The sequence below is a fragment of the Shewanella sp. ENK2 genome (assembly GCF_043568515.1).
GTDB classification, from domain to species: Bacteria; Pseudomonadota; Gammaproteobacteria; order Enterobacterales; family Shewanellaceae; genus Shewanella; species Shewanella japonica.
On record NZ_CP171406.1, the window covers coordinates 3,690,871 to 3,712,340 of the forward strand.

At 40.8% G+C, this 21,470-nt stretch carries 10 protein-coding genes, 5 tRNA genes and 7 pseudogenes; 15 read left to right on the top strand and 7 right to left on the bottom strand.

All coding sequences use genetic code 11. The features are described 5' to 3' along the window. Nucleotides 1–18: 18 nt before the first annotated feature. From ACGEDC_RS16185 to oleD, 3 genes and pseudogenes are all read left to right on the top strand, one after another. Nucleotides 19–903 carry an alpha/beta fold hydrolase gene (locus tag ACGEDC_RS16185; RefSeq protein ID WP_055022989.1) on the top strand — a complete coding sequence of 295 codons (885 nt, stop codon included), beginning with the start codon at nucleotides 19–21 and terminating at the stop codon, nucleotides 901–903. Between the two features lie 152 nt (nucleotides 904–1,055). Then, nucleotides 1,056–2,725: pseudogene (oleC, locus tag ACGEDC_RS16190) on the top strand (olefin beta-lactone synthetase). 48 nt (nucleotides 2,726–2,773) lie between these two features. Continuing rightward, nucleotides 2,774–3,840: pseudogene (gene oleD, locus ACGEDC_RS16195) on the top strand (2-alkyl-3-oxoalkanoate reductase). A gap of 58 nt (nucleotides 3,841–3,898) precedes the next feature. Here the strand turns inward: oleD and ACGEDC_RS16200 are convergent. Then, nucleotides 3,899–4,456, bottom strand: a complete 558-nt coding sequence (locus ACGEDC_RS16200) for a sugar O-acetyltransferase (protein WP_394494481.1) — start codon at nucleotides 4,454–4,456, stop codon at nucleotides 3,899–3,901. 182 nt (nucleotides 4,457–4,638) lie between these two features. Here ACGEDC_RS16200 and ACGEDC_RS16205 point away from each other — a divergent pair, with 182 nt between their 5' ends. Both ACGEDC_RS16205 and ACGEDC_RS16210 read left to right on the top strand, forming a co-directional pair. Continuing rightward, on the top strand, nucleotides 4,639–5,139 hold the full coding sequence (locus tag ACGEDC_RS16205; RefSeq protein WP_394494483.1) for a hypothetical protein: 501 nt from the start codon (nucleotides 4,639–4,641) through the stop codon (nucleotides 5,137–5,139). Nucleotides 5,140–5,291: 152 nt separating this feature from the next. Then, nucleotides 5,292–6,487, top strand: a pseudogene (locus ACGEDC_RS16210) (trans-sulfuration enzyme family protein). Nucleotides 6,488–6,608: 121 nt separating this feature from the next. On the opposite strand, the gene ACGEDC_RS16215 reads toward ACGEDC_RS16210, so the two are convergent. The 4 genes from ACGEDC_RS16215 to ACGEDC_RS16230 all read right to left on the bottom strand — a co-directional run bounded on the left by ACGEDC_RS16215 (nucleotide 6,609) and on the right by ACGEDC_RS16230 (nucleotide 7,071). Then, nucleotides 6,609–6,685: transfer RNA gene (locus ACGEDC_RS16215), tRNA-Met, on the bottom strand. A gap of 26 nt (nucleotides 6,686–6,711) precedes the next feature. Then, nucleotides 6,712–6,788, bottom strand: a tRNA-Met gene (locus ACGEDC_RS16220). Between the two features lie 29 nt (nucleotides 6,789–6,817). Further along, nucleotides 6,818–6,894: transfer RNA gene (locus ACGEDC_RS16225), tRNA-Met, on the bottom strand. A gap of 100 nt (nucleotides 6,895–6,994) precedes the next feature. Further along, nucleotides 6,995–7,071: transfer RNA gene (locus tag ACGEDC_RS16230), tRNA-Met, on the bottom strand. Nucleotides 7,072–7,426: 355 nt separating this feature from the next. On the opposite strand from ACGEDC_RS16230, the pseudogene rlmKL reads away from it, so the two are divergent. From rlmKL to rmf, 5 genes and pseudogenes are all read left to right on the top strand, one after another. Then, nucleotides 7,427–9,573, top strand: a pseudogene (gene rlmKL / locus ACGEDC_RS16235) (bifunctional 23S rRNA (guanine(2069)-N(7))-methyltransferase RlmK/23S rRNA (guanine(2445)-N(2))-methyltransferase RlmL). A gap of 21 nt (nucleotides 9,574–9,594) precedes the next feature. Then, the gene (locus ACGEDC_RS16240) at nucleotides 9,595–9,840 is read left to right on the top strand and encodes a glutaredoxin family protein (RefSeq protein WP_055022984.1); all 246 of its coding nucleotides are present in this window, start codon (nucleotides 9,595–9,597) and stop codon (nucleotides 9,838–9,840) included. Continuing rightward, on the top strand, nucleotides 9,837–11,762 hold the full coding sequence (locus ACGEDC_RS16245; RefSeq protein ID WP_065109210.1) for an ABC transporter ATP-binding protein: 1,926 nt from the start codon (nucleotides 9,837–9,839) through the stop codon (nucleotides 11,760–11,762). The genes ACGEDC_RS16240 and ACGEDC_RS16245 overlap by 4 nt, the downstream gene beginning before the upstream one ends. Nucleotides 11,763–11,787: 25 nt before the next feature. Further along, complete coding sequence (locus ACGEDC_RS16250) at nucleotides 11,788–13,680, top strand: DUF3466 family protein (RefSeq protein ID WP_394494486.1); 1,893 nt, start codon at nucleotides 11,788–11,790, stop codon at nucleotides 13,678–13,680. A 195-nt stretch (nucleotides 13,681–13,875) separates the two neighbouring features. Then, nucleotides 13,876–14,052, top strand: coding sequence for a ribosome modulation factor (gene rmf, locus ACGEDC_RS16255; protein WP_055022981.1), 177 nt, complete (start codon nucleotides 13,876–13,878; stop codon nucleotides 14,050–14,052). A gap of 160 nt (nucleotides 14,053–14,212) precedes the next feature. On the opposite strand, the pseudogene fabA reads toward rmf, so the two are convergent. Then, nucleotides 14,213–14,727: pseudogene (gene fabA / locus ACGEDC_RS16260) on the bottom strand (bifunctional 3-hydroxydecanoyl-ACP dehydratase/trans-2-decenoyl-ACP isomerase). Nucleotides 14,728–14,799: 72 nt separating this feature from the next. Continuing rightward, nucleotides 14,800–16,539 (bottom strand): annotated as a pseudogene (locus ACGEDC_RS16265) (S16 family serine protease). Nucleotides 16,540–16,794: 255 nt separating this feature from the next. Between ACGEDC_RS16265 and ACGEDC_RS16270 the strand changes: the two are divergent. The 5 genes and pseudogenes from ACGEDC_RS16270 (at nucleotide 16,795) to secF (ending at nucleotide 21,421) form a co-directional block, all read left to right on the top strand. Beyond that, nucleotides 16,795–16,885 (top strand) — tRNA-Ser (locus tag ACGEDC_RS16270). A 660-nt stretch (nucleotides 16,886–17,545) separates the two neighbouring features. Further along, nucleotides 17,546–17,890, top strand: coding sequence for a cupin domain-containing protein (locus tag ACGEDC_RS16275; protein WP_065108405.1), 345 nt, complete (start codon nucleotides 17,546–17,548; stop codon nucleotides 17,888–17,890). A 182-nt stretch (nucleotides 17,891–18,072) separates the two neighbouring features. Beyond that, nucleotides 18,073–18,561 carry a hypothetical protein gene (locus tag ACGEDC_RS16280; RefSeq protein ID WP_394494489.1) on the top strand — a complete coding sequence of 163 codons (489 nt, stop codon included), beginning with the start codon at nucleotides 18,073–18,075 and terminating at the stop codon, nucleotides 18,559–18,561. A gap of 144 nt (nucleotides 18,562–18,705) precedes the next feature. Next, nucleotides 18,706–20,492, top strand: a pseudogene (gene secD / locus ACGEDC_RS16285) (protein translocase subunit SecD). Further along, complete coding sequence (gene secF, locus ACGEDC_RS16290; RefSeq protein ID WP_394494491.1) at nucleotides 20,492–21,421, top strand: protein translocase subunit SecF; 930 nt, start codon at nucleotides 20,492–20,494, stop codon at nucleotides 21,419–21,421. Before secD ends, secF begins: the two are co-directional and overlap by 1 nt. The last annotated feature ends 49 nt before the right edge of the window (nucleotides 21,422–21,470 follow it).

Sequence of the window (21,470 nt, forward strand, 5' to 3'; positions counted from 1 at the left end):
AAAAGATTAGGAAGCATCATGTTAGAGAATTTATTACCTTTTGATAGCCATTTCTTAGACCGTAATGGCAATAAATTGCATTATGTCAACGAAGGTCAAGGTGAGCCTGTTGTTATGGTTCATGGTAATCCAAGCTGGAGTTATTATTACCGTAATTTGGTGGGTGCATTAAGCCCAACTCATCAGTGTATCGTGCCTGATCATATCGGTTGTGGTTTGTCTGATAAACCTGACGATCCAGATTATGATTATACGCTTAAAAATCGTATTGATGATTTGGAAGCTTTACTTGATCATCTAGACGTAAAAGACAACATTACCTTGGTTGTTCATGATTGGGGCGGAATGATTGGTATGGGCTATGCTGCTCGTTACCCTGACAGAATTAAGCGTTTAGTATTTTTAAATACAGCGGCTTTCCACTTGCCAGAATCAAAGCCGTTTCCTTGGGCACTTTGGGTATGTCGTGAAACTATTCTAGGTACTTTTTTAGTTCGTGGCTTTAACGCATTTTCTTCAATTGCATCATACGTAGGCGTTAAACGTAACCCAATGCCAAAAGAAGTAAGAGAAGCCTACGTTGCTCCGTTTAATAACTGGAAAAATCGTATTTCGACTTTACGGTTTGTGCAAGATATTCCATTAAAACCAGAAGACAGAAACTATGATTTGGTTTCTAGTATTGCTGATAGTTTACCGCAGTTCTCGAATGTACCGACTTTGATTTGTTGGGGTTTACAGGACTTTGTATTCGACAAGCATTTTCTTGATAAATGGCGCCAACACATGCCTCATGCCCAAGTACGTGAGTTTGATGATTGTGGCCATTACATTTTAGAAGATGCCAGTGAAGATGTGATTGGCTTAATCCAACATTTTATGGCCGAGCAACCTCAATCTTAATCTATAAAATATTGAACGTTGTAGTATCTAAGGGCATTTTAACAATGCCCTTTTTTATTAAAATGAATGCTCTATAGGTTTAAGAGATAACTAATACACTAATGAGATACTTCAGTGGTTACAGGTATCCCCAATAAGATGACATCAACATTATGACTTTACCTTCGGCCAACATTTGTCAGCACCTTCAGCATGCAGCTGTTCACTCTCCAACAGAACTTGCCGTTGCCGTGCAAACGGCATCATCGACACTGTCATATCAAGAAATCGATTTTAACCAGCTAAACGCGCAATCCGATGAAATGGCTTATCGCTTAAATGCCGATGGTATTTCAGCTGGAATGAAAGCGGTATTAATGGTGACACCAAGTATTGATTTTTTTGTACTGACGTTTGCCTTATTCAAAGCAGGAATTATTCCCATTCTGGTTGACCCTGGAATGGGCGTAAAAAACCTAAAACAATGTTTTGAAGAGTCGCAACCTGATGTTTTTATCGGTATTACGAAGGCAAATATTGCAAGGCGCATTCTTGGATGGGGTAAAGGTTCAGTTAAACAATGCCTCAATGTGGGAGACAGTCGGATCGCATGCTTTTTGGCAGGGGCGAAGGCGATAAGTGACTTACCCCAAAATACGGCCTCTGCACCTTATCCCATTGCTGCATTGGCAAAAGATGCCATGGCGGCGATATTGTTTACCAGTGGTAGCACTGGCACCCCAAAGGGGTGGTTTATAGTCACGAGATGTTTGAAGCTCAAATTCAAGCATTGAAACATGATTATGGCATTAAGCCTGGTGAGCGAGACCTAGCGACATTTCCGTTATTTTCATTATTTGGTCCAGCGCTTGGAATGGCATCGATTGTGCCAGCTATGGATGCCAGTAAACCGATTACCGCCAACCCTGATTACTTGTTTGCGGCAATTGAAAAGTATCAATGTTCAAATATGTTTGTTAACCCAGCTTTACTGGAGCGATTAGGTGAAGCAGGTGAGAATAAACAGCATAAATTACATAGCGTTAAACGCGTAATTTCAGCTGGCGCCCCAGCAACAATAGCTTCGATAAAGCGCTTCAGTCATATGCTGAGAAGCGGTGTTGAAGTGCTAAACTCTTATGGTGCTACTGAGTCGTTACCCATTAGTATGATGCCGAGTTCGGCGTTATTTGAGACCACAGAGGCAACAGATAACGGCTTAGGAATTTGTGTGGGTCACCCGATTAAAGGTGTTGAAATTGCGATTATTGATATCACCGAGAACCCGCTTAAACAGTGGGATGATAACTTGATGCTCGATAGCGGTAGCATTGGTGAAATTGTGGTAAAAGGTCCAATGGTGAGCCGCAGTTATTATCATCGTGAAAGTGCAACTGCAATCGCTAAAATCTCAGATGGTGAGCATATTCGTCATAGAATGGGCGATGTTGGCTATCTTGATGAAGAAGGGCAGTTATGGATGTGTGGCCGCAAGGCGCATCGTGTTGACCAAACTGGTTCAGATAAAAAACGTTATTTTTCTATTCCCTGTGAAAGAGTATTCAATACCCATCCGCAGGTTAAACGTTCTGCACTTGTTCCTATCAGCATAAATGGTGAAACTTTTCCTTTGTTGTGTATTGAACTAGATAAAGGCCTCGCCTGTTCAGATAGCAAAATTCTCTATAGTGACCTGCTAGCAATCGCTGAAAAGCATTCTCATACCGTGGGGATCAGTCGATTCCTTATTCATCCAGATTTTCCTGTTGATGTCCGCCATAATGCAAAAATATTTCGCGAAAAGCTGGCAGTTTGGGCACAAGCACAATGGAAGGAAGCGTAAGTGACTCAAATTGAAAATAAGCCCTTAACTCATTTGGAAGCGAACTCAATGACCTCAGTAAATAGCGCTCAGCTTCAATTAACTGATTTACTGCCTCAAGAACAAACGGCATTAGCAGCACTTAAGCAAACGGCAAACAAGGTATTTGTTACCGGAGCGGGCGGCTTTCTAGGTAAGAGTATTTGTAAACGTCTGCGCGCCGCGCAAATTGAGGTCGTAGGATTTGCCCGTGGTGATTACCCTGAACTCACTGCAATGGGTGTTGAGATGTTTAAAGGTGATCTTGCTGATTATGATGGGGTGGTTAACGCTATGAAAGGCTGCGATCTCGTGTTTCACGTTGCTTCAAAAGCCGGTGTTTGGGGAACTAGAGATAGTTATTTTGAACCTAACGTTAATGGCACCGCCAATATCATTAGGGCGAGTAAAACCCATCAAATTGACCGTATTGTGTATACCAGTACCCCAAGTGTGACTTTTGCTGGTGAAGATGAAGCAGGAATTGATGAATCAGCGCCATATGCGGCTAAATTTTTAAATTATTATGGCCACTCAAAAGCGCTAGCAGAAAAGATGATTCTTGATGCAAATAGTGAAGAGCTTAAAACCACAGCATTACGACCTCATTTAATCTGGGGGCCTGAGGATCCGCACTTGGTTCCAAGGGTGATTGAGCGTGCTAAAAAAGGCAAATTAAAACTAGTAGGCAAGCAAGATAAGTTAGTTGATACGATCTTTGTCGATAATGCTGCATTTGCACATATTCTTGCCGCTGTAGAGTTAAGTCATCAAGCAAACTGTGCTGGTAAAGCCTACTTCTTGAGTAATGATGAACCAATAACAATGGCTAATATGCTTAATAAAATTTTAGCTTGTGTTGATATCCCCCCGTTGAAAAACGAGTACCTGCAGGGGTTGCCTATGCAGCAGGAGTGGTTTTAGAAGGCTTATATGGCCTTTTAAAGAAACAGCAAGAACCGATAATGACACGATTTGTAGCAAGGCAATTATCAACCAGTCATTACTTTGATATTAGCGCAGCAAAAAACGATTTTGGGTATCAAGCGCTAATCAGTATTGATGAAGGCATGATAAGACTAAAGCAGTCGCTTTAGTCTTATGTTAATTGTCTCTAAATAAAATCAATAAGTTGAGCCAATGAACCACATTGTGCTAAGCGATTGGTTTGATAAAACGACAAGGGTTGCCGGCATACACACCATTGCCGGCGATATCTTTATTCACAACACTTCCTGCACCAATCACAGTGTTATCGTGAATGGTAATGCCTGGCAATACAGAAACATTTCCGCCTAACCAAACATCATTTCCTATCGTAATCGGCTTTCCGAATTCAGTATTGCGGCGTGCAATAGGATCAATCGGGTGTGTGGCCGTTGATAACATAACGTTAGGGCCAAACATAACATTGCTTCCTATTTTGACTTCACAGACGTCTAAAATAACCAAATTATGATTGGCATAAAAATTATCGCCGATGGTGATATTAGTGCCATAGTCACAGAAGAAGTTTGCTTCGATATGACAGTGTCCAGTGATATTAAGTAATGTTTTTAGCATGGCTTGGCGTTTATCATTATCCAATGGACTGAGCTGATTAAACTGATGACACACTAATTTTGCCTGATTTCTTGCAGCTAGAAGTACTTCATCCCACGCATCATATGCCAGGCCTGCTAGCATTTTTTGTTTCTCAGTCTGTTTTTTCATCACGATAACCTTAAGTGCGTGAATAATTTTTCTTTAGTATGACTTAAGTTTACAAACCAAACATAGACTTATGTCTGCTATACGCCGGGTGTAACTTGATTATCATAACAGTATTACTTTAACGCATTGTTTTAGCGGACTTATCGCACCTAAATTTCATGCAATAGGATGGATACTGGCAGATGAACATTAAATTCACTGAGTTATATCGTCAATTAGGGCGTCTAACCAAGGCTAAAAACCTTAAGGTTTTGGGGCTGTTTTGCATCATGCTAACAAGTATACCTTTAGCAATAGGCCAAAATCAGCCTAAGCAAGAATCCCTTCATAATCCTCTGATTGGTAGCTGGGCGCTGTTTGATGGCAAGTACCTCAATGAGAATAAACAATGGGTTGATTATAAGACACTTAATTTATCTGCTATTAAGCTTGTGTCGGCAACGCACTTTAGCTTCACGACAATGAAAAAAGAGGGCGGGAAAAAGACATTTTGGGCAAGTGCTAGTGGTCATTACGAGTTAATTAATAATCAATATACCGAGTTTCCGACGTTGAGCTCATTTGGGGTGAAGCCAGGAGAGTCCTATCGCTTTTTATTTATGTTAAAAGAAAATGAGTGGCATACACAAAGATACGATGGTGAAGATCTCGTTGAAGAGGAGATGTGGAAAAGGCTTGATTAAAGGGCTTGCGGATTTTCGTAATCTTGGCTTTACAAGTTTGAAGATATCAAAAAGTCGTTTTAGCATTGGCTAATTTATCAGCACATGTATCTTGAGTTTGACTTACCCACACCAATCACAATTCTAATGAATGGGTAAGAAGGGAGAAAAAGATGCATAAACCATCGAATTTAGCCACATTAGCCATCCACGCAGGGCACGAGAAAGATGCGCTTGGAGCGTTGGTATCGCCACTATATCAAAGTGCGACATTCGTTTTTGATAATGCAGAGCAAGGAGGAGCCCGCTTTGCGGGTGATGAAGCTGGATACATGTATACTCGTTTAGGTAACCCGACAACCAATGAGTTAGAGCGTAAAATGGCTTTGTTAGAGGGGCTGAACAAGCAGCTGCCTGTGCGTCTGGGATGGCTGCAGTATCGGCATCGCTTATGACTCATTTGGAATCAGGTGATCATCTCATTGCCTCAAACGCGATTTACGGCTGTACTTTCGCTCTATTAAGTAGTCAGTTAACCCGTTTGGGGGTTGAAACAACCTTCGTCGATTTTAGTGATCTTTTAGCCATAGAAGCGGCCATTCAACCGAATACCAAATTATTATTTTGTGAAACCCCTGTGAACCCTCACTTACAAGTGTTCGATTTGAGCGCCATCGTCGATATCGCCAAAAGCAATAACCTGATTACGATTGTCGATAACACCTTTATGACGCCATTGTTACAGCAGCCTATTAACATGGGAGTCGACATGGTCATCCACAGTGCCACAAAATATCTAAATGGTCACGGTGATGTTATTGCCGGAATAGTGTGCGGTTCTGAGGGGCATATCCACAAATTGAAGTATGAGATTTTAAAAGATTTTGGTGGCGTACTTTCGCCACATGACGCGTGGCTAATTTTGCGTGGAATAAAAACCTTAGATGTGCGATTACAAAGACATTGTGATAATGCAGAGATATTAGCTGAATACCTTAATCAGCATCAAGCTATAGCAAAGGTGTTCTATCCAGGGCTTAAGTCTCATCAAGGTCATGGATTTCTTGGCTCACAAATGAAACGTGCGGGCGGGGTGATTGCATTTGAAATAAAAGGAGACATCAAACAGGCAATCAAATTTGTCGATAGTTTGTCACTATTTACTATTGCTGTCAGTTTAGGCGATGCAGAGTCGTTAATTCAGCACCCAGCTTCTATGACTCATTCGCCATATACCCCAGAAGCCAGAGCTGCTGCCGGCATTACCGATAATCTATTGCGTATCTCTGTCGGATTGGAAAACGTAGAGGACTTGATAGAAGATATTTCACGAGCATTGAATATGTGCGCAATCGATAGCAAAGCGTAGAGATAGATACATAAACTGGGTAGATATCAAAAACTAAACTCTTTAATTGTAATAACAAACTAAGAAATAAACAGAAGTATAACAAGGGGAAATAACTAAATAAGATAGGTATTGATAAAATTGGTTGCGGGAGCTGGATTTGAACCAACGACCTTCGGGTTATGAGCCCGACGAGCTACCAAACTGCTCCATCCCGCGTCCGATTTTTATCTTTTGTTATTAAGTGGTTGCGGGAGCTGGATTTGAACCAACGACCTTCGGGTTATGAGCCCGACGAGCTACCAAACTGCTCCATCCCGCGTCCGTACTTAATAATGATAGTGGTTATATTGGTTGCGGGAGCTGGATTTGAACCAACGACCTTCGGGTTATGAGCCCGACGAGCTACCAAACTGCTCCATCCCGCGTCCGAATATAAACTATCTTGCTTAAACAGTGCGATATAGCTTAGCTATAATACCTTGTTGCTATCATTATATTGGTAATCAATTGATACCATTACAAAATTGGTTGCGGGAGCTGGATTTGAACCAACGACCTTCGGGTTATGAGCCCGACGAGCTACCAAACTGCTCCATCCCGCGTCCGTTTAAGCGGGGCGAACTATAACGAGCTAAGCTGTACTTGGCAAGTCATAATGACAATTTTATGATTGTTTGCTGGGTTAATGAGCATAAATCGATATTTTAGTCATATTCAGTCGTTTTAATCGCCAAATCCGCTATCTCTATTCTGAGTCGCTTGCCTATTGACCGAGCGATACTTGGGCTAAGGGAACGACTTATTAGTGAGAATGACCCATTTGGTGAGGTAATTTGAATTAAATTGTCTTAAAAAGATGAGTATTTATCCAATTCAACCACATTTTCTCACTTGAACTCTTGATTAGGTATATAATGCCGACTTAATTATATCTGTGAGATGATGACTGCCAATTCCATGTTAAATTTTTTTGCTGCAGCCCCTAAGGGTTTTGAATATAGCTTAGCCAATGAGCTTAAAGAGTTTGGTGCTACTGATGTTAAGGAAAGCGTTGCGGGCGTATATTTTTCTGCTCCACTTGAGCTTGCCTATAGAATTACATTGTGGACAAGACTAGCGAGTCGCATTGTCGTGGTTATCTATAAAGGGGCTTGTGAGTCAGCCGAGCAACTTTATAACGCAGCTTACTGTATTGATTGGCCGTCGCATTTTTCTAATAAGAGTACATTCAGTATCGACTTCCATGGTACGGGTGGCTTTATCAATAATACGCAATTCGGTGCATTAAAAATTAAAGATGCAGTCGTAGACCGTTTTCGTGATGATGGCGAGCGCCGTCCTGACGTTGAACGGTTAAATGCTGAATTTAGAATTGACGCCCACTTTAGAAATAATCAATTAACAGTATCGATTAACTTTTCTGGACCTTCATTGCATCAACGTGGGTATCGTGCCACAACAGGTGAAGCACCACTAAAAGAAAATCTAGCAGCGAATATGTTGGCCCGTAGTGGCTGGCAAGCCAACCCAACGGATTTGCTCGACCCATTTTGTGGTAGTGGAACAGTCGTCATTGAAGCGGCATTAATGGCGTCAGATATCGCCCCAGGTTTGCAACGTGCACGTTTTGGGTTTGAGCATTGGCAACGTCATGATGACGCAGTTTGGCAAGCCGTACTACAGGAAGCTAAAGCACGTGCTTCTTTGGGTAAGACTCGCTGCCAAGTGAAGTTTTTGCATCTGATATCGATTCTCGCTTAGTGGCATTAGCTAAGAAAAATGCTGAAAATGCCGGTGTCGCTGATTTGATCGAGTTTTCCGTTTCAGATGCGCTGAATGTCACCCCACCAGTTACTGAAGGTTTTTTAATTTCTAATCCGCCTTACGGAGAACGATTAGGTAGCATCACTGAGTTATTACAACTTTATTACCAACTTGGGGATAAGTTCAAAAAAGACTTTGGCGGATGGAAAATCGCAATGCTATGTAGTGACATCGAATTATTGTCAGCCTTGAAGCTTAAAGCCGATAAACAAATGAAGATGTTTAATGGTGCATTAGAGTGTGGCTTTAACTTGTACACTTTACACGCTAAAAGCACCCGTCGTGAAGCGCCTGTATTGCCAGAAGGCGTCGATATTGCTGATATTTCGCCAGCATTTGCTAATCGTATTAAAAAGAATATGAAGCAACTGACTAAATGGGCGAAAAAAGAGGGTATCGATAGTTACCGTATTTATGATGCCGATTTACCTGAATATAACGTTGCTATTGATAAATATGTCGATCACGTTGTGATTCAGGAGTATTCAGCGCCAGCAAGTATTCCTGAGGCTGTTACCAAACGTCGTCTTACTGATGTATTGCTTTCGCTGCCTGCTGCGTTAGGTATTGACCCTGATTTAGTTACCCTTAAAACCCGTGAACGTCAAAAAGGCACTAATCAATACCAAAAACTTGATGAGCAAAAGCTTGAGATTATTACCCAAGAATATAATGCGCGCTTTAAGTTAAACCTGACTGGCTATCTAGACACAGGCCTATTTTTAGACCATCGTTTAACGCGTAAATTGGTCGGCGAGAAATCTGCTGGCAAGCGTGTATTGAATTTGTTTTCTTATACGGGATCTGCGTCAGTCCATGCTGCACTTGGCGGTGCTAAGTCGGTAACGACCGTCGATATGTCTAATACCTATCTTGCTTGGGCAAAAGAGAATTTTGAGCTTAATAATCTCAATGTTAGACAATACCAATTTGAACAAGCTAACTGCATTCAATGGATTAAAGATTGCGACCAGCAATTTGATTTGATTTTCATTGACCCACCGACTTTTTCCAACTCTAAAAGAATGGAGGACAGTTGGGATGTTCAGCGTGACCACGCCGCTTTATTGGTTGATTTAATTAAGTTACTTAGCCCAGATGGTGAGATCATCTTCTCTAATAACAAGCGTAAGTTTAAGATGGACATCGATTTATTAAGCCAGTACAAAATGGATATTAAAAATATCGATAGCCAAACCTTGCCAATGGATTATAAGCGCAACCCGCATATCCATAACACGTGGTTAATTACGCATGCAAAATCTCCTTACGCTAAATAAATAGACGCAAAGAGGTATCGTTTGCAAAGCAAAACAACAGAAAGTCATTTGATTTTATATCACACAGATGGTTGTCATCTGTGTGAAATTGCTCAGGCTCTGGTTGAGCAATTAGGTATTCATTATCAACATATTGATATCTGCGATGATGAAAATCTCGCTGCACGCTATGGCGTGTCAATTCCAGTGGTATCTGTGGGTGATAAAGAGCTGTTTTGGCCATTTGATGAGTCACAGCTAACTGATTTTATTAGGAGCGTCGTTTGAGTTTAGTTCGTATTAATAATGGTTCTTTAGCGTATGGTTACACACCATTATTGAAAAACGCAGACTTTACCATTTTACCGGGTGAGCGTGTTTGTATTGTAGGCCGAAATGGTGCAGGTAAGTCGAGTTTAATGAAAGTATTGTCTGGTGACGTATTACTCGATGATGGTGAATTCAATATTGCCTCTGATGTCAATGTTAGCCGCTTACAGCAAGACCCGCCTAAAGCAGAAACGGGTACAGTATATAAGTATATTTCAGCTGGGCTTAAAGAGATTGGTGAACAATTAGATAGATACCACCAATTGTCACATGATGTGGCAACCGCCGATCCTGATGCGATGGAAAAAATGCTTAATCAAATGACTCGTTTACAAGAGTCACTTGATCATAACAATGGCTGGCACTTAGATTCACGTATTAAACAGAATTGTGAACTGCTAGGGCTTGACCCTGATAAGCCACTTAATGAGTTATCTGGTGGCTGGCAACGTAAGGTTGCATTAGCTCGTGCATTAGTAAGCGAGCCAGATTTATTGCTCCTTGATGAACCAACTAACCACCTTGATATTGACACCATTGAATGGCTTGAGCAGTTTTTATTAAGTTTTAAAGGCGCTATCGTATTTGTGAGCCATGACCGTGGATTTATTCACCGCATGGCAACACGGATTGTCGACCTTGACCGAGGGGTCGTCACATCTTGGCCTGGTAACTACAAAATGTACCTTGAAGGTAAGCAAGAGTGGTTACGTGTTGAAGCTGAACAAAATGCTCATTTTGATAAGAAACTGGCTGAAGAAGAAGCCTGGATTAGACAGGGCGTTAAGGCTCGTCGTACCCGTAATGAAGGCCGAGTAAGAGCGCTAAAAGCCTTACGAGTTGAGCGAAGTGAACGCTTAAATCGTCAAGGTAACGCTAAGATGAATGTCAGTGACTCAGAGCGTTCAGGTAAGTTAGTCTTCGACATTAAAAATGTAAATTACAACCTGCCTGAAAAAGACTTAGTTAAAAACTTCAGTTCAACCGTGATGCGCGGCGATAGAATTGCACTGATTGGTCCTAATGGCTGTGGTAAATCAACCTTGATTAAGTTATTGATTGAGCAGTTAACGCCACAATCTGGTGAAGTTAAAGTCGGCACTAAACTTGAGGTTGCTTACTTTGACCAGTATCGTGAAGCGCTAGATCCTGAAAAAACAGTGGAAGAAAATGTTGGCGACGGTAAAAGTACTGTCACCATTAATGGCCAAGACCGCCATATTTTGAGCTATTTACAAGACTTCTTGTTTTCACCTGCCAGAGCAAGGACGCCAGTAAAAGCCTTATCTGGTGGTGAGAAAAACCGGTTATTGTTAGCGCGCTTACTGTTACGACCTGCAAACTTAATTATTCTTGATGAACCAACCAATGACCTTGATGTTGAGACACTAGAATTGTTAGAGTCTTTGCTAACGGATTTTGAAGGTACCTTACTGATTGTAAGTCATGACCGTGAATTTATTGATAATACGGTCACCAGTAGTTGGTGGTTTGCCGGTAATGGTGCATGGCACGAATATGTTGGCGGCTATAATGATGCAGTTTCTCAAGGCGCTAAATTTTATTCTGAGGAACCTGAAGCAACATCTGTTGTCATACCATCAGCACCTGCAGAAACTAAGCAAGAAAAACCGAAGAAAGTGGCTGCTGCAGCACCGAAAAAATTATCGTTCAAGCTTCAACGGGAGTTAGATCAATTACCCGCCAAAATGGAGAAGCTTGAGCAAGAAGTAGAAGAGTTACAAAATACTGTGGCTTCGGCTGATTTTTATAGCCAACCACAAGATAAAGTCAACACAGTGTTACAAGCGTTGGCAACAAAAGAACAGGAATTGGACACTTGCTTTGAACGTTGGGAAGAACTCGAGTCATTGAAGTAAGCGCATAATAACAATAGGAATTAAAATGAAGTCGAAGTTTGATAAGGCATTATCAGTCGTTGCCTTGAGTGTGCTAGGCGCTATAGGAAGTGTTCAAGCAGCACCCGTATACGAAATCGTTAATATTGAAGATTTTGATCTCAAAGGAAATGTTGACGGAACCAGCCGTGGCTATGCATTAGCTGTTAATGCAAATAATGAATTAGTTGGCGTATCAAAAGGTAAAAAGAAATTATCTGTTGATGATGAAGACGAAGATGATGTTATTGACGTTGAAGATGGTATTGCGCCAGAAGAAGCGATTGTCTATTCGGTATTTTTACCGATTGTGGCGAATAACTTCACTTTCACTGCGGAAGAAAATGACCCTGAGTCTCCATGGAATCCAAACTTTTACAGCATTAATGGTACAACACCACCAACAGAAGTTGATGATGAAGGCGAGTTAGTGGTTAACTCTGTTGATACCTATTTTTATGGTATGAACGATTCAGAAGTGAAAGTGGGTTCATACACAGCGCCTGAAAAAACCATTGATTACGAAGGCACTGACGAAGATCAAGAGTTTTGGTATTACCGAGATTTTGAACTGCGTGGCGTGGCTGTGACCGCAGACGGTACTGAAATTGAACTTGTCCCTTCATACGAAACTTATGTTCGTGAAGAAGATGACTTTGTTGTTGAGCTAGGTGGTTGGTCAGCAGCAGCTGCCGTTAACAATAATAACTTAGTCGCAGGTTATGCAAGTACTGATATCATTGAGTACAGTGCAGGTCGTATCGATGATTGTATCGACGCAAGCCAAGACGAAGATGCTGAGTTTCCAGTTCCAGTAGAAATCTGTGTTCAGGCAGATCAATACCCATCAAACGGTACACGTAATATTTCTTACCAAACACGTGCACATGTATGGCAAATTGAAGCTGATAATACGATACCTGAGGATAACATCGTAGAACTTCCATTGGGGCTAACACCTGACGAAGATTCAACACTGAACTACATTGCTCAAGGTTTAGGTATCAATAATGATGGTGTGGTCGTCGGTCGCTCTCATACATACCGTAATGGTAAAGAAGATGACTTGTACCAGGATGCTGCCTACTGGCAAAAAGATAGCAATGGTGACTACCAATATAACTGGATTGATCCAGATATTTTCAGTGATACAGTTTATAGCTCGATTGCATACGATATTAACGATAACGGTATCGTGATTGGTAGCTTACAAAAATACATCAGTGGCTACTTACGTGAAAAGTTCTTCTATTACGATATTAATGATCCAGGTGCAGAAATTGTTATTCCTGATGACTTTCAAGACGGCATCTCAGATCTAACCAGCAAGCCTAAGTCGATTAACAATGCCGGACAAGTCGTCGGTAATATTGAAGTGACTTATGATAAAGATAAGCCACGTCCGAAAGCTGCCTTCTTGTTCAACATGAATGATAATGAATTTATCAATATCAATGACAATTTGACCTGTGAGTCAAAAGGTTATGAACAAGATGAAGACGGTAACTGGTCACGTCACCCAATTGAAGTGATTGATGGTGACGGCTCTATTCTTACCTATGGTTCTGAGTTTTATGTGGTAGAAGCAAACAGTATCAATGAAGAAGGTACGATTGTTGGTACTGCTTTTGTTCGTAAACCAGTTTACCAATATGATACTGATGGTAATTTGATTTTGGGTGAGAACGGTACACCATTATTTGAGATTGATGGTAATGGCGATCCTGTTACTTCATTCTTAACTCGTATGGTCGTACTTAAGCCAGCAGCAGGAAATCAAGAAGCCTGTACTGAGTCTGACTTAGTAGAAGACGAGCCATATGAGCGTAAAGGTGCTGCATCTTGGGCTTGGTTGTTAAGTTTACCTTTGCTTTGGTTACGTCGTCGAAAAGCAAACTAGCTTGAGCATTTTTTGAATAAAAAGTCGAGGTTTTTTCCTCGATTTTTTTTCTGTTTTTTCTCAATACGTTAATTAAAATCCCATAAATTTGTCATAAATCGACATTGATCTTGTCTAAAAAAGCGCCTATTCCTAATGATGAAGCTTTGGTATTTATCGACCCAAAAGCTTAATTAACAAAACGAGGATGTGTTAATGAAAAGACAAAAAAGAGATCGACTAGATAGAGCTTTTTCTAAAGGATTCCAAGCAGGCATTGCTGGACGCTCGAAAGAAATTTGTCCTTATGGAACTTTAGATTCTAAATCACAATGGCTAGGCGGGTGGCGTGAAGGTGTTGACGGCAGGTTAAGTGGATTGTTTAACAAATAGTAAGGAAACACATATTAAAAAAGCCCTCAAACGATGTTGAGGGCTTTAAAGTAGTATCAACCTATATCTTTATCATATTTGCTCTGAGTAAGTAGTAATGACAGCTAAAGAGACTTTAAACTGATTAGATACTTTTATTCACGGACAATTAAAAACTTGCTTAAAAAGTCGATGTATCTTTGAAAATACCGACTTTTAAATCAGTAGCGGAATAAATCTCGCGGCCATCAACTTCCATTGTTGCATCAGCAATTCCCATAACCAACTTACGATGTATTTTACGCTTTAAAGTTAACTTGTAAGTGACTTTTTTGGCATCTGGTAATACTTGACCAGTAAACTTAACTTCACCAACACCCAGTGCACGGCCTTTACCTTCAGCGCCTTCCCAGCCGAGATAAAAACCAACTAATTGCCACATGGCATCTAAACCTAAGCAACCAGGCATAACGGGATCACCATTGAAGTGGCAATCAAAAAACCATAACTCAGGTGTTATATCGAGTTCAGCGACGATTTCGCCTTTGCCAAATTCACCGCCATCTTCATTAATTTTGGTAATTCTGTCGACCATCAGCATATTATCAACAGGTAAGCGAGGTGAGTTAGGCGCAAAAGGGTACCGTTACCGCAAGCGATTAGCTCTTCTTTTGTGAAACTATTAGCTTTTACCATTTAAAAATTACCACTTATTCGAGAATAGGCAGACAAGATAGCGAACACGTGTAAGCTAAACAACTCCGATCACTAGATTATCCGTAATTTAATTAAAATTCGTTGTAAAAATGACGGTTCAATCTCTTCTTCATCTTGTCCCGCCATTTTTTCTAAGCGCTGCTGAACTAAACCATAAAGAGATTTTTCAGGAAAATCATTGTCTTCATTTCTCTGGCCTGCTTCAATGCCCATTAACAAACTGATGGCCTGATCCATATGCTCAATGGCATGAATGTGGAATTTACCATTTGCAACCGCTTCAATAATTTCAGGAGACAGGTTCAGTTGTAAAACGTTTGCTTTTGGAATAATGACGCTTTGTTCGCCGGTTAATCCACGTTGTAAACATAAGCGATAGAAACCTTCAATCTTTTCATTCACCCCACCAATTGCTTGGACATTACCAAATTGATCAAGTGCGCCAGTGACTGCAATCGATTGATTAATAGGTTGCTCCGCAATTGCTGACATTAGACAGCAATATTCTGCTAGTGAGGCGCTATCACCATCAATTTCCTGATAGGATTGTTCAAATACAATATTGGCATTCAAATGTAATGGCGCATCGCGGCCGAATATACGATACAAAGAGGCTGAAAGGATCATCATGCCTTTAGTATGAATGTTACCGCCTAATTCAGATTTTCTTTCAATATCGATAACTTCGCCGTCACCATAATGAACTGTTGTGGTAATTCTGGCTGGCTCACCGTAGCTTGCATCGTCGGTATCGACCACAGTTAATCCGTTTATTTGGCCTATCATCTCACCTGATGTTTGCAAATTAATGAAATTATCTGCAAAGTTTTGAGCGGCATAAAGCTCAGAGGTTTCGTGACGACGTTTAGCTTGTTTTATGGCTTTGGTTACTGACGTGCCGCTGACCGTTTTTGATGTTGTATAACTCGCTGCCTGAAGCATTAATTGTGATAATAAAATGCTTGATAGGCTTAAGCGTTGTTGGTGTTCAGTGAGCTTTGCACTATGCCAAAATAACGTCATTAGGGCTGAAGTTTCTAATGTAACGTCGACTTGCTTTGCGAGGCTATGTAACCACTGTAAATATTGGGCTTCAGAGTATTGGGTTAGATCTAATTCTGAATTGAGTTCAGCCAGCAAAGGGAAGTACTTTAAAAATACCGGGTCTTCAGAGCGCAAATGACTGAATAAGTTAGCATTACCCACTAAAATGATTTTACAATTAAGTGGAATAGGGGCAAGTTCACTGTTAATTTTGTAGCAATTATCTTGGAGAATTTGCATCACAAATTCCTAAAGCGCTTCGCGCTTCCATAATGACTCTACGTCGATGAATACATAATGGTGACTGGCTAATATCCCTGCCTTATATTGGCTAGACTTGTCTGTTTTAACCATTCTTCCGATTAGTTCAGCGCGGCGAATAGAGCCACTGAGGTAATGATATGACTTATTTTGGCTTGCAATAATACCAACTGATGCTGCAGGCAATGCTGTTTGCCATCGAAAACTAAAATCCAAATCCTCAGTGGGTGTTTTGCTGGCCACTAAATAGGAGTCAGATGGCGTATCAGCTTGCTCGACAATCGCTTTTATTAATAATTGACGATCGATACCCGCATAATCAGCCAAGAATAGATGTTGATTCTCAAGCTTAGTCATTAGCTGAAAAGCTTCTACAGCTCGCTCTTGACCTAATAGCAAATGGCTTAAGTAAACGGTGCTCGGTAAAGACTGAGGTAAAGTGAATTGAGGTGCAAGTTGCGACGTCGGGATCAAAGTTGTGGTCATAGCTACAAGTATTAGAAATAATTAATTGCGATTTTAGCACACTATGTCGTCATATCATCGTCATATGGCTGAAATGATTCGTATAACAATCGCTACCTATTTTAAATAAGCCTATTTATTGGCGTGGTTAACTGCGTAATGTGGGTTTGTTTTGGTTAATTATTATCTAAAAAGACGATTTGATGACCATTTGAATAATTTTTCAAAATTTACGGTTTACAATGACCGCTGATACTTATATTATTCACGGCGTTCGGAGAGATGGCAGAGTGGTCGAATGCACCGGTCTTGAAAACCGGCATGGGTTTGTAGCCCATCTAGGGTTCAAATCCCTATCTCTCCGCCATATTTAGAGAAGCCCGTTACTGCAAAGTAACGGGCTTTTTGCTTTCTGGGTTTTAAGTTAGTTCGGAATATACTTAACAGGTTTGTAGCGCATCAATGTAGGGTTCAAATCCCTATCTCTCCGCCATATTTAGAGAAGCCCTCTATTTTGTAGCGGGCTTTTTTGTGTCTGGATTCGAACTTTTAATGAAATGGTTTTAGCGTGTCAATGTAGGGTTCAAACCCATATCTCTGAACCATATGTAGAAAAGCTCGCTACTGTAAAGTAACGGGCTTTTGCTTTCTAGAACATGAGTGAGTTTGACTAGAGAGTTAAAAGGTTTGTAGCGCATCAATGTAGGGGTCAAACCCCTATCTCTGCGCCATATTTAGAAAAGCCCGTTACTGCAAAGTAACGGGCTTTTTGCTTTCTAGAATTTGAGTGAGTTTGATTAGAGAGTTAAAAGGTTTGTAGCGATCAATGTAGGGTTCAAATCCCTATCTCTTAGCCATATTTAGAAAAGCCCGCTATTTTGTAGTGGGCTTTTTGCTTTCAAAATTTGGAATTAACGGACTTTGCGTTTTTTATAAATGGCCAAATATGTGTTGGATAATGTATCTTGATTGATTAGGGTAACTATTCAAACCGTTAAAGAACTATCTAACTTATCTAGGAGCAAGTTTGTCAGTTATAAGTCAGCAATCAGCAGAGCATTATATATGGGGAAATAATTGTGATGGTTGGCATCTGGTGAAATCAAAGCAATTAAGTGTTATCCAAGAGCGTGTGCCGCCAGGTAGCTTTGAATCTCGACACTTTCACCAGAAATCAGAGCAGTTTTTTTTCGTTTTATCGGGTATAGCAACGATAGAAGTGGAAGGTGAAGTATTGACTGTTAATCCGTTGCAAGGGGTTCATGTCGGTGCTGGTAAAGCCCACCAATTAAGTAATCAACATAATAGTGAGTTGGTATTCACGGTGACCTCTACGCCGCCAAGTCATGGGGACAAGATAGAACAAGGTTAACTTTATAAAACTATTTGTAGAATGAGTCGCTTGTTATTAATTATTATTAACTTTATGTAGTTATCTGATTTTTATAGTTTATTTCTTCTTTGTCCTGAGGGGGAGTCTTATTACTCTAAAAATTGAGTGTTAACTTGTAAGTGATTGCCTATAATCGCTCTACATCATTAAGGAATAGCATTGTGATAACCCGTGGCTTAGCATTTATAGTGTTATTTTTATCGTTGAGTTTATTCTCCACGATGATTGCTGCCGAGGGAAACCCAGCTTCACACGTTTCTGGGTCTTCAATAAGTTATCAAGTTAGCCATATTAATCCCATTGTGAATGATGTCGCTTTACCCACAGAGCTTGAAACCAGCTTTAATCAAACTCACATTGAGCCTGTAAAAGATTTGCCACTTATCAGTGACATTGAGCGCTTTGATTTTCTCAATGATTTTCGCCGAGTCGTGAGTCATGATAACCGCGCAGGTATCGGCGAAAAACCCAATTACTCCCTTCTCATCGCTTTTTTTGAACCGATGATTTTTAATCGCTATATTGCTCCAATCTCAACTCCCAAGTTTGTTAATCACTGGACCAGCCAGCTGAGCTCCGCAATATCCCGTGTTTCCGGTTGGAAAGATGGCAATAGTCTGTATAGCCATAACCATCAACGTCTAGCTTAATTTCTTTGGCTTGAAATCCGATATTTATCGGAACTTTACCGTGCGCTTTTGATTATTGAACCGCGAAGCTCCTTTAAGGAATGCCATGCGTTATCAATAAGCTCGAACAGTGCCTTGTGTTTTGTATTGTCAGAGAATTTTATTGTGAACAAAAAACAACACCAACCTCTAAATCGTAATGCGATTTGGAAATATATCGTGCTGAGCGTCAGCATCGTGATTTTATTTTTAAGCGCTTTACCTTCATGGTACGGCGAACAGGCTTCAGTACATATTAAGCATCCTAACCAAACTATTGATGTTCTCGCTGTGTCGAAATATCTCACTCAGGCCGATATAGCAACAACAGCTATCCATCAAACAAATGGACAAACGATTATTGTATTACAAGATGATAATCAACAAGCTAAAGCAAAAGATGTTATGGAGCAGCACCTCATTGAGGGTGAAGTTATTGCGCTAGCGATGGAACCTTCAGCACCTGATTGGCTAACCAACTTAGGCTTTGCGCCAATCAAGTTAGGTTTGGATTTACGTGGTGGAGTGCAATTCTTACTTGATGTGGATATGGAGCCTGTTTATCACGCCCACCGGCAGGTGGTTATGGATGAGTTTCGCGCTAAAGTCAGAGGCTCAACTGGTCGCCATGTCGATGATAGCGTTTATTTAAGTTTTAGGTCGTCAGAAAGCTTACAAAAGGCGATTTCAGTTGCTCGTGAAGAGTTTCCGCAATGGCAAAGAGCAGTCAGTAATAATCAATTAATATTGAGTCAAACCGAAGAAGAAAGAGACGCGTTACGTGCATCTACAGTGCTACAAAATTTACAAATTATGCGCAGTCGAATTGAACATTTAGGGATTACTGAAGCATCGGTACAAAGACAAGGTCAATCAAGAATAAGGATTGAATTACCTGGCGTACAAGACCCAGCTGCAGCTAAGGACGTTATTGGCGCAACCGCATCATTATCATTTCATAGCTTAGTCAGTGAACGCTCACCCGGTGCATTAGTTATTAATGATGAAAATGGAAAGCCTGTTTACCTCAATAGAAACGCTATCTTCGGTGGTGAGCATATTATTGATGCGAGGGCTAGCATTGGTGAAATGGGATTGGCAGAAGTGAATTTAGTGCTCGATTCTTCAGGGGGAGAAAAATGTCACATCATTCTCGGGCAAACATTGGCCAGCCTATGGCAACGGTTTATAACGAGTACACACAAGGTCGAGATGGTACTAGCATTAAAAACAGTGAGGTCATTAGTGTTGCAACGATTCAAGCTCAGTTAGGTAGTCGTTTTCAGATCACTGGTAGTGGAAATCTTGCTGAGGCGCAGCAACTTGCCTTGTTGTTAAGTGCAGGCTCGCTAACTGCACCTGTCACCATTGTTGAAGAGCGTACCATAGGACCTACTCTTGGAGCTGAAAATGTTAAGAATGGCTTTGCTGCTTTAGCATTAGGCTTGGGATTAACACTGACGTTTATTGCATTATGGTATCGTCGCTTAGGTTGGGTTGCTAATTCAGCATTGTGCATTAACTTAGTCATGTTAGTCGGGTTAATTGCTTTAATTCCTGGCGCAGTACTCACTATGCCAGGTATCGCAGGGTTAGTACTTACTGTTGGTATGGCCGTTGATACCAATGTGCTTATTTTTGAGCGTGTTAGAGACAAAATGAAACAAGGTTACAGTTTTGCTCAATCTATAAACACAGGCTTTGATAGCGCTTTCTCTTCCATTTGGGATGCTAATTTAACCACTATGATTGTTGCTATCGCACTCTATTCGATTGGTAATGGTCCTATCCAAGGTTTTGCACTTACATTGGGATTAGGTCTTCTAACCAGTATGTTCACTGGGATCTTTTTATCTAGAGTCATCATTAATCTTATTTGGGGACGCGATCAGCGTCGTATGGTTAAAATATAATGAAAAAATTAATTGAGAGATTGTCTTTAACGGCACCAACATCAATATTGACCCAATTACGATGCTTTATGACAGGGGTATCTTTAATACTATTAGTCGTTTCAATGACGATTATGGGCGTTAAAGGGTTTAACTGGGGGCTCGATTTTACTGGTGGAGTAGTGGCTGAAGTCGCGATTGACCAAACCGTGGCAAGTAGTGAGTTAAAAGCGCATTTAGATAAAGTGCTTAAACAAGATGTGCAAGTGACTCAAGGCGCGCAAGCAGGTCAGTGGACAATCCGTTATAACCATGATGAATTACCCGATTTCAGTATTACGCAACAGCTGTTACCAGTCAGTGATTCCGTGCAAGTATACAGCAACAGTGTTGTTGGCCCACAAGTTGGACAAGAAATGGTTGAACAGGGCGGCTTAGCGGTCATTGCATGCTTATTATTAATTATGGTGTATTTGAGTATGCGGTTTGATTGGCGATTGGCATCAGGTGCTTTAATGGCGTTGATCACGGATATTGTTATCGTATTGGGCGTGTTCTCTCTATTTCAATTGGAGTTTAACTTAACGGTATTGGCGGCCTTATTGGCGGTGCTTGGTTACTCATTGAATGACTCAATCATTATTGCTGATAGAGTGAGGGAGTTGATGAGAATGCGCCCAGAATCTAAGACGGCTCCTATTATTGATGACGCTGTTAAAGCAACATTTTCAAGAACTTTAGTCACATCGGGGACAACATTAGTCACTGTATCAAGCCTTTGGCTTTTGGCTGGCGACAGCTTGCAAGGCTTCTCTGTTGCATTATTCGTCGGGATCGTTTGTGGAACCTGTTCATCTGTGGCACTAGGAGTAACGTTACCACAATGGTTTGGTTTAAAAGCGAGTGATTATATTGTGCAGCCGATAGAGGTTGAAGAAGGCTACACTTAAGGTATTGCGGCGTTAATGTTTAGCGTTAAAAAACCAGCCTTTTGGCTGG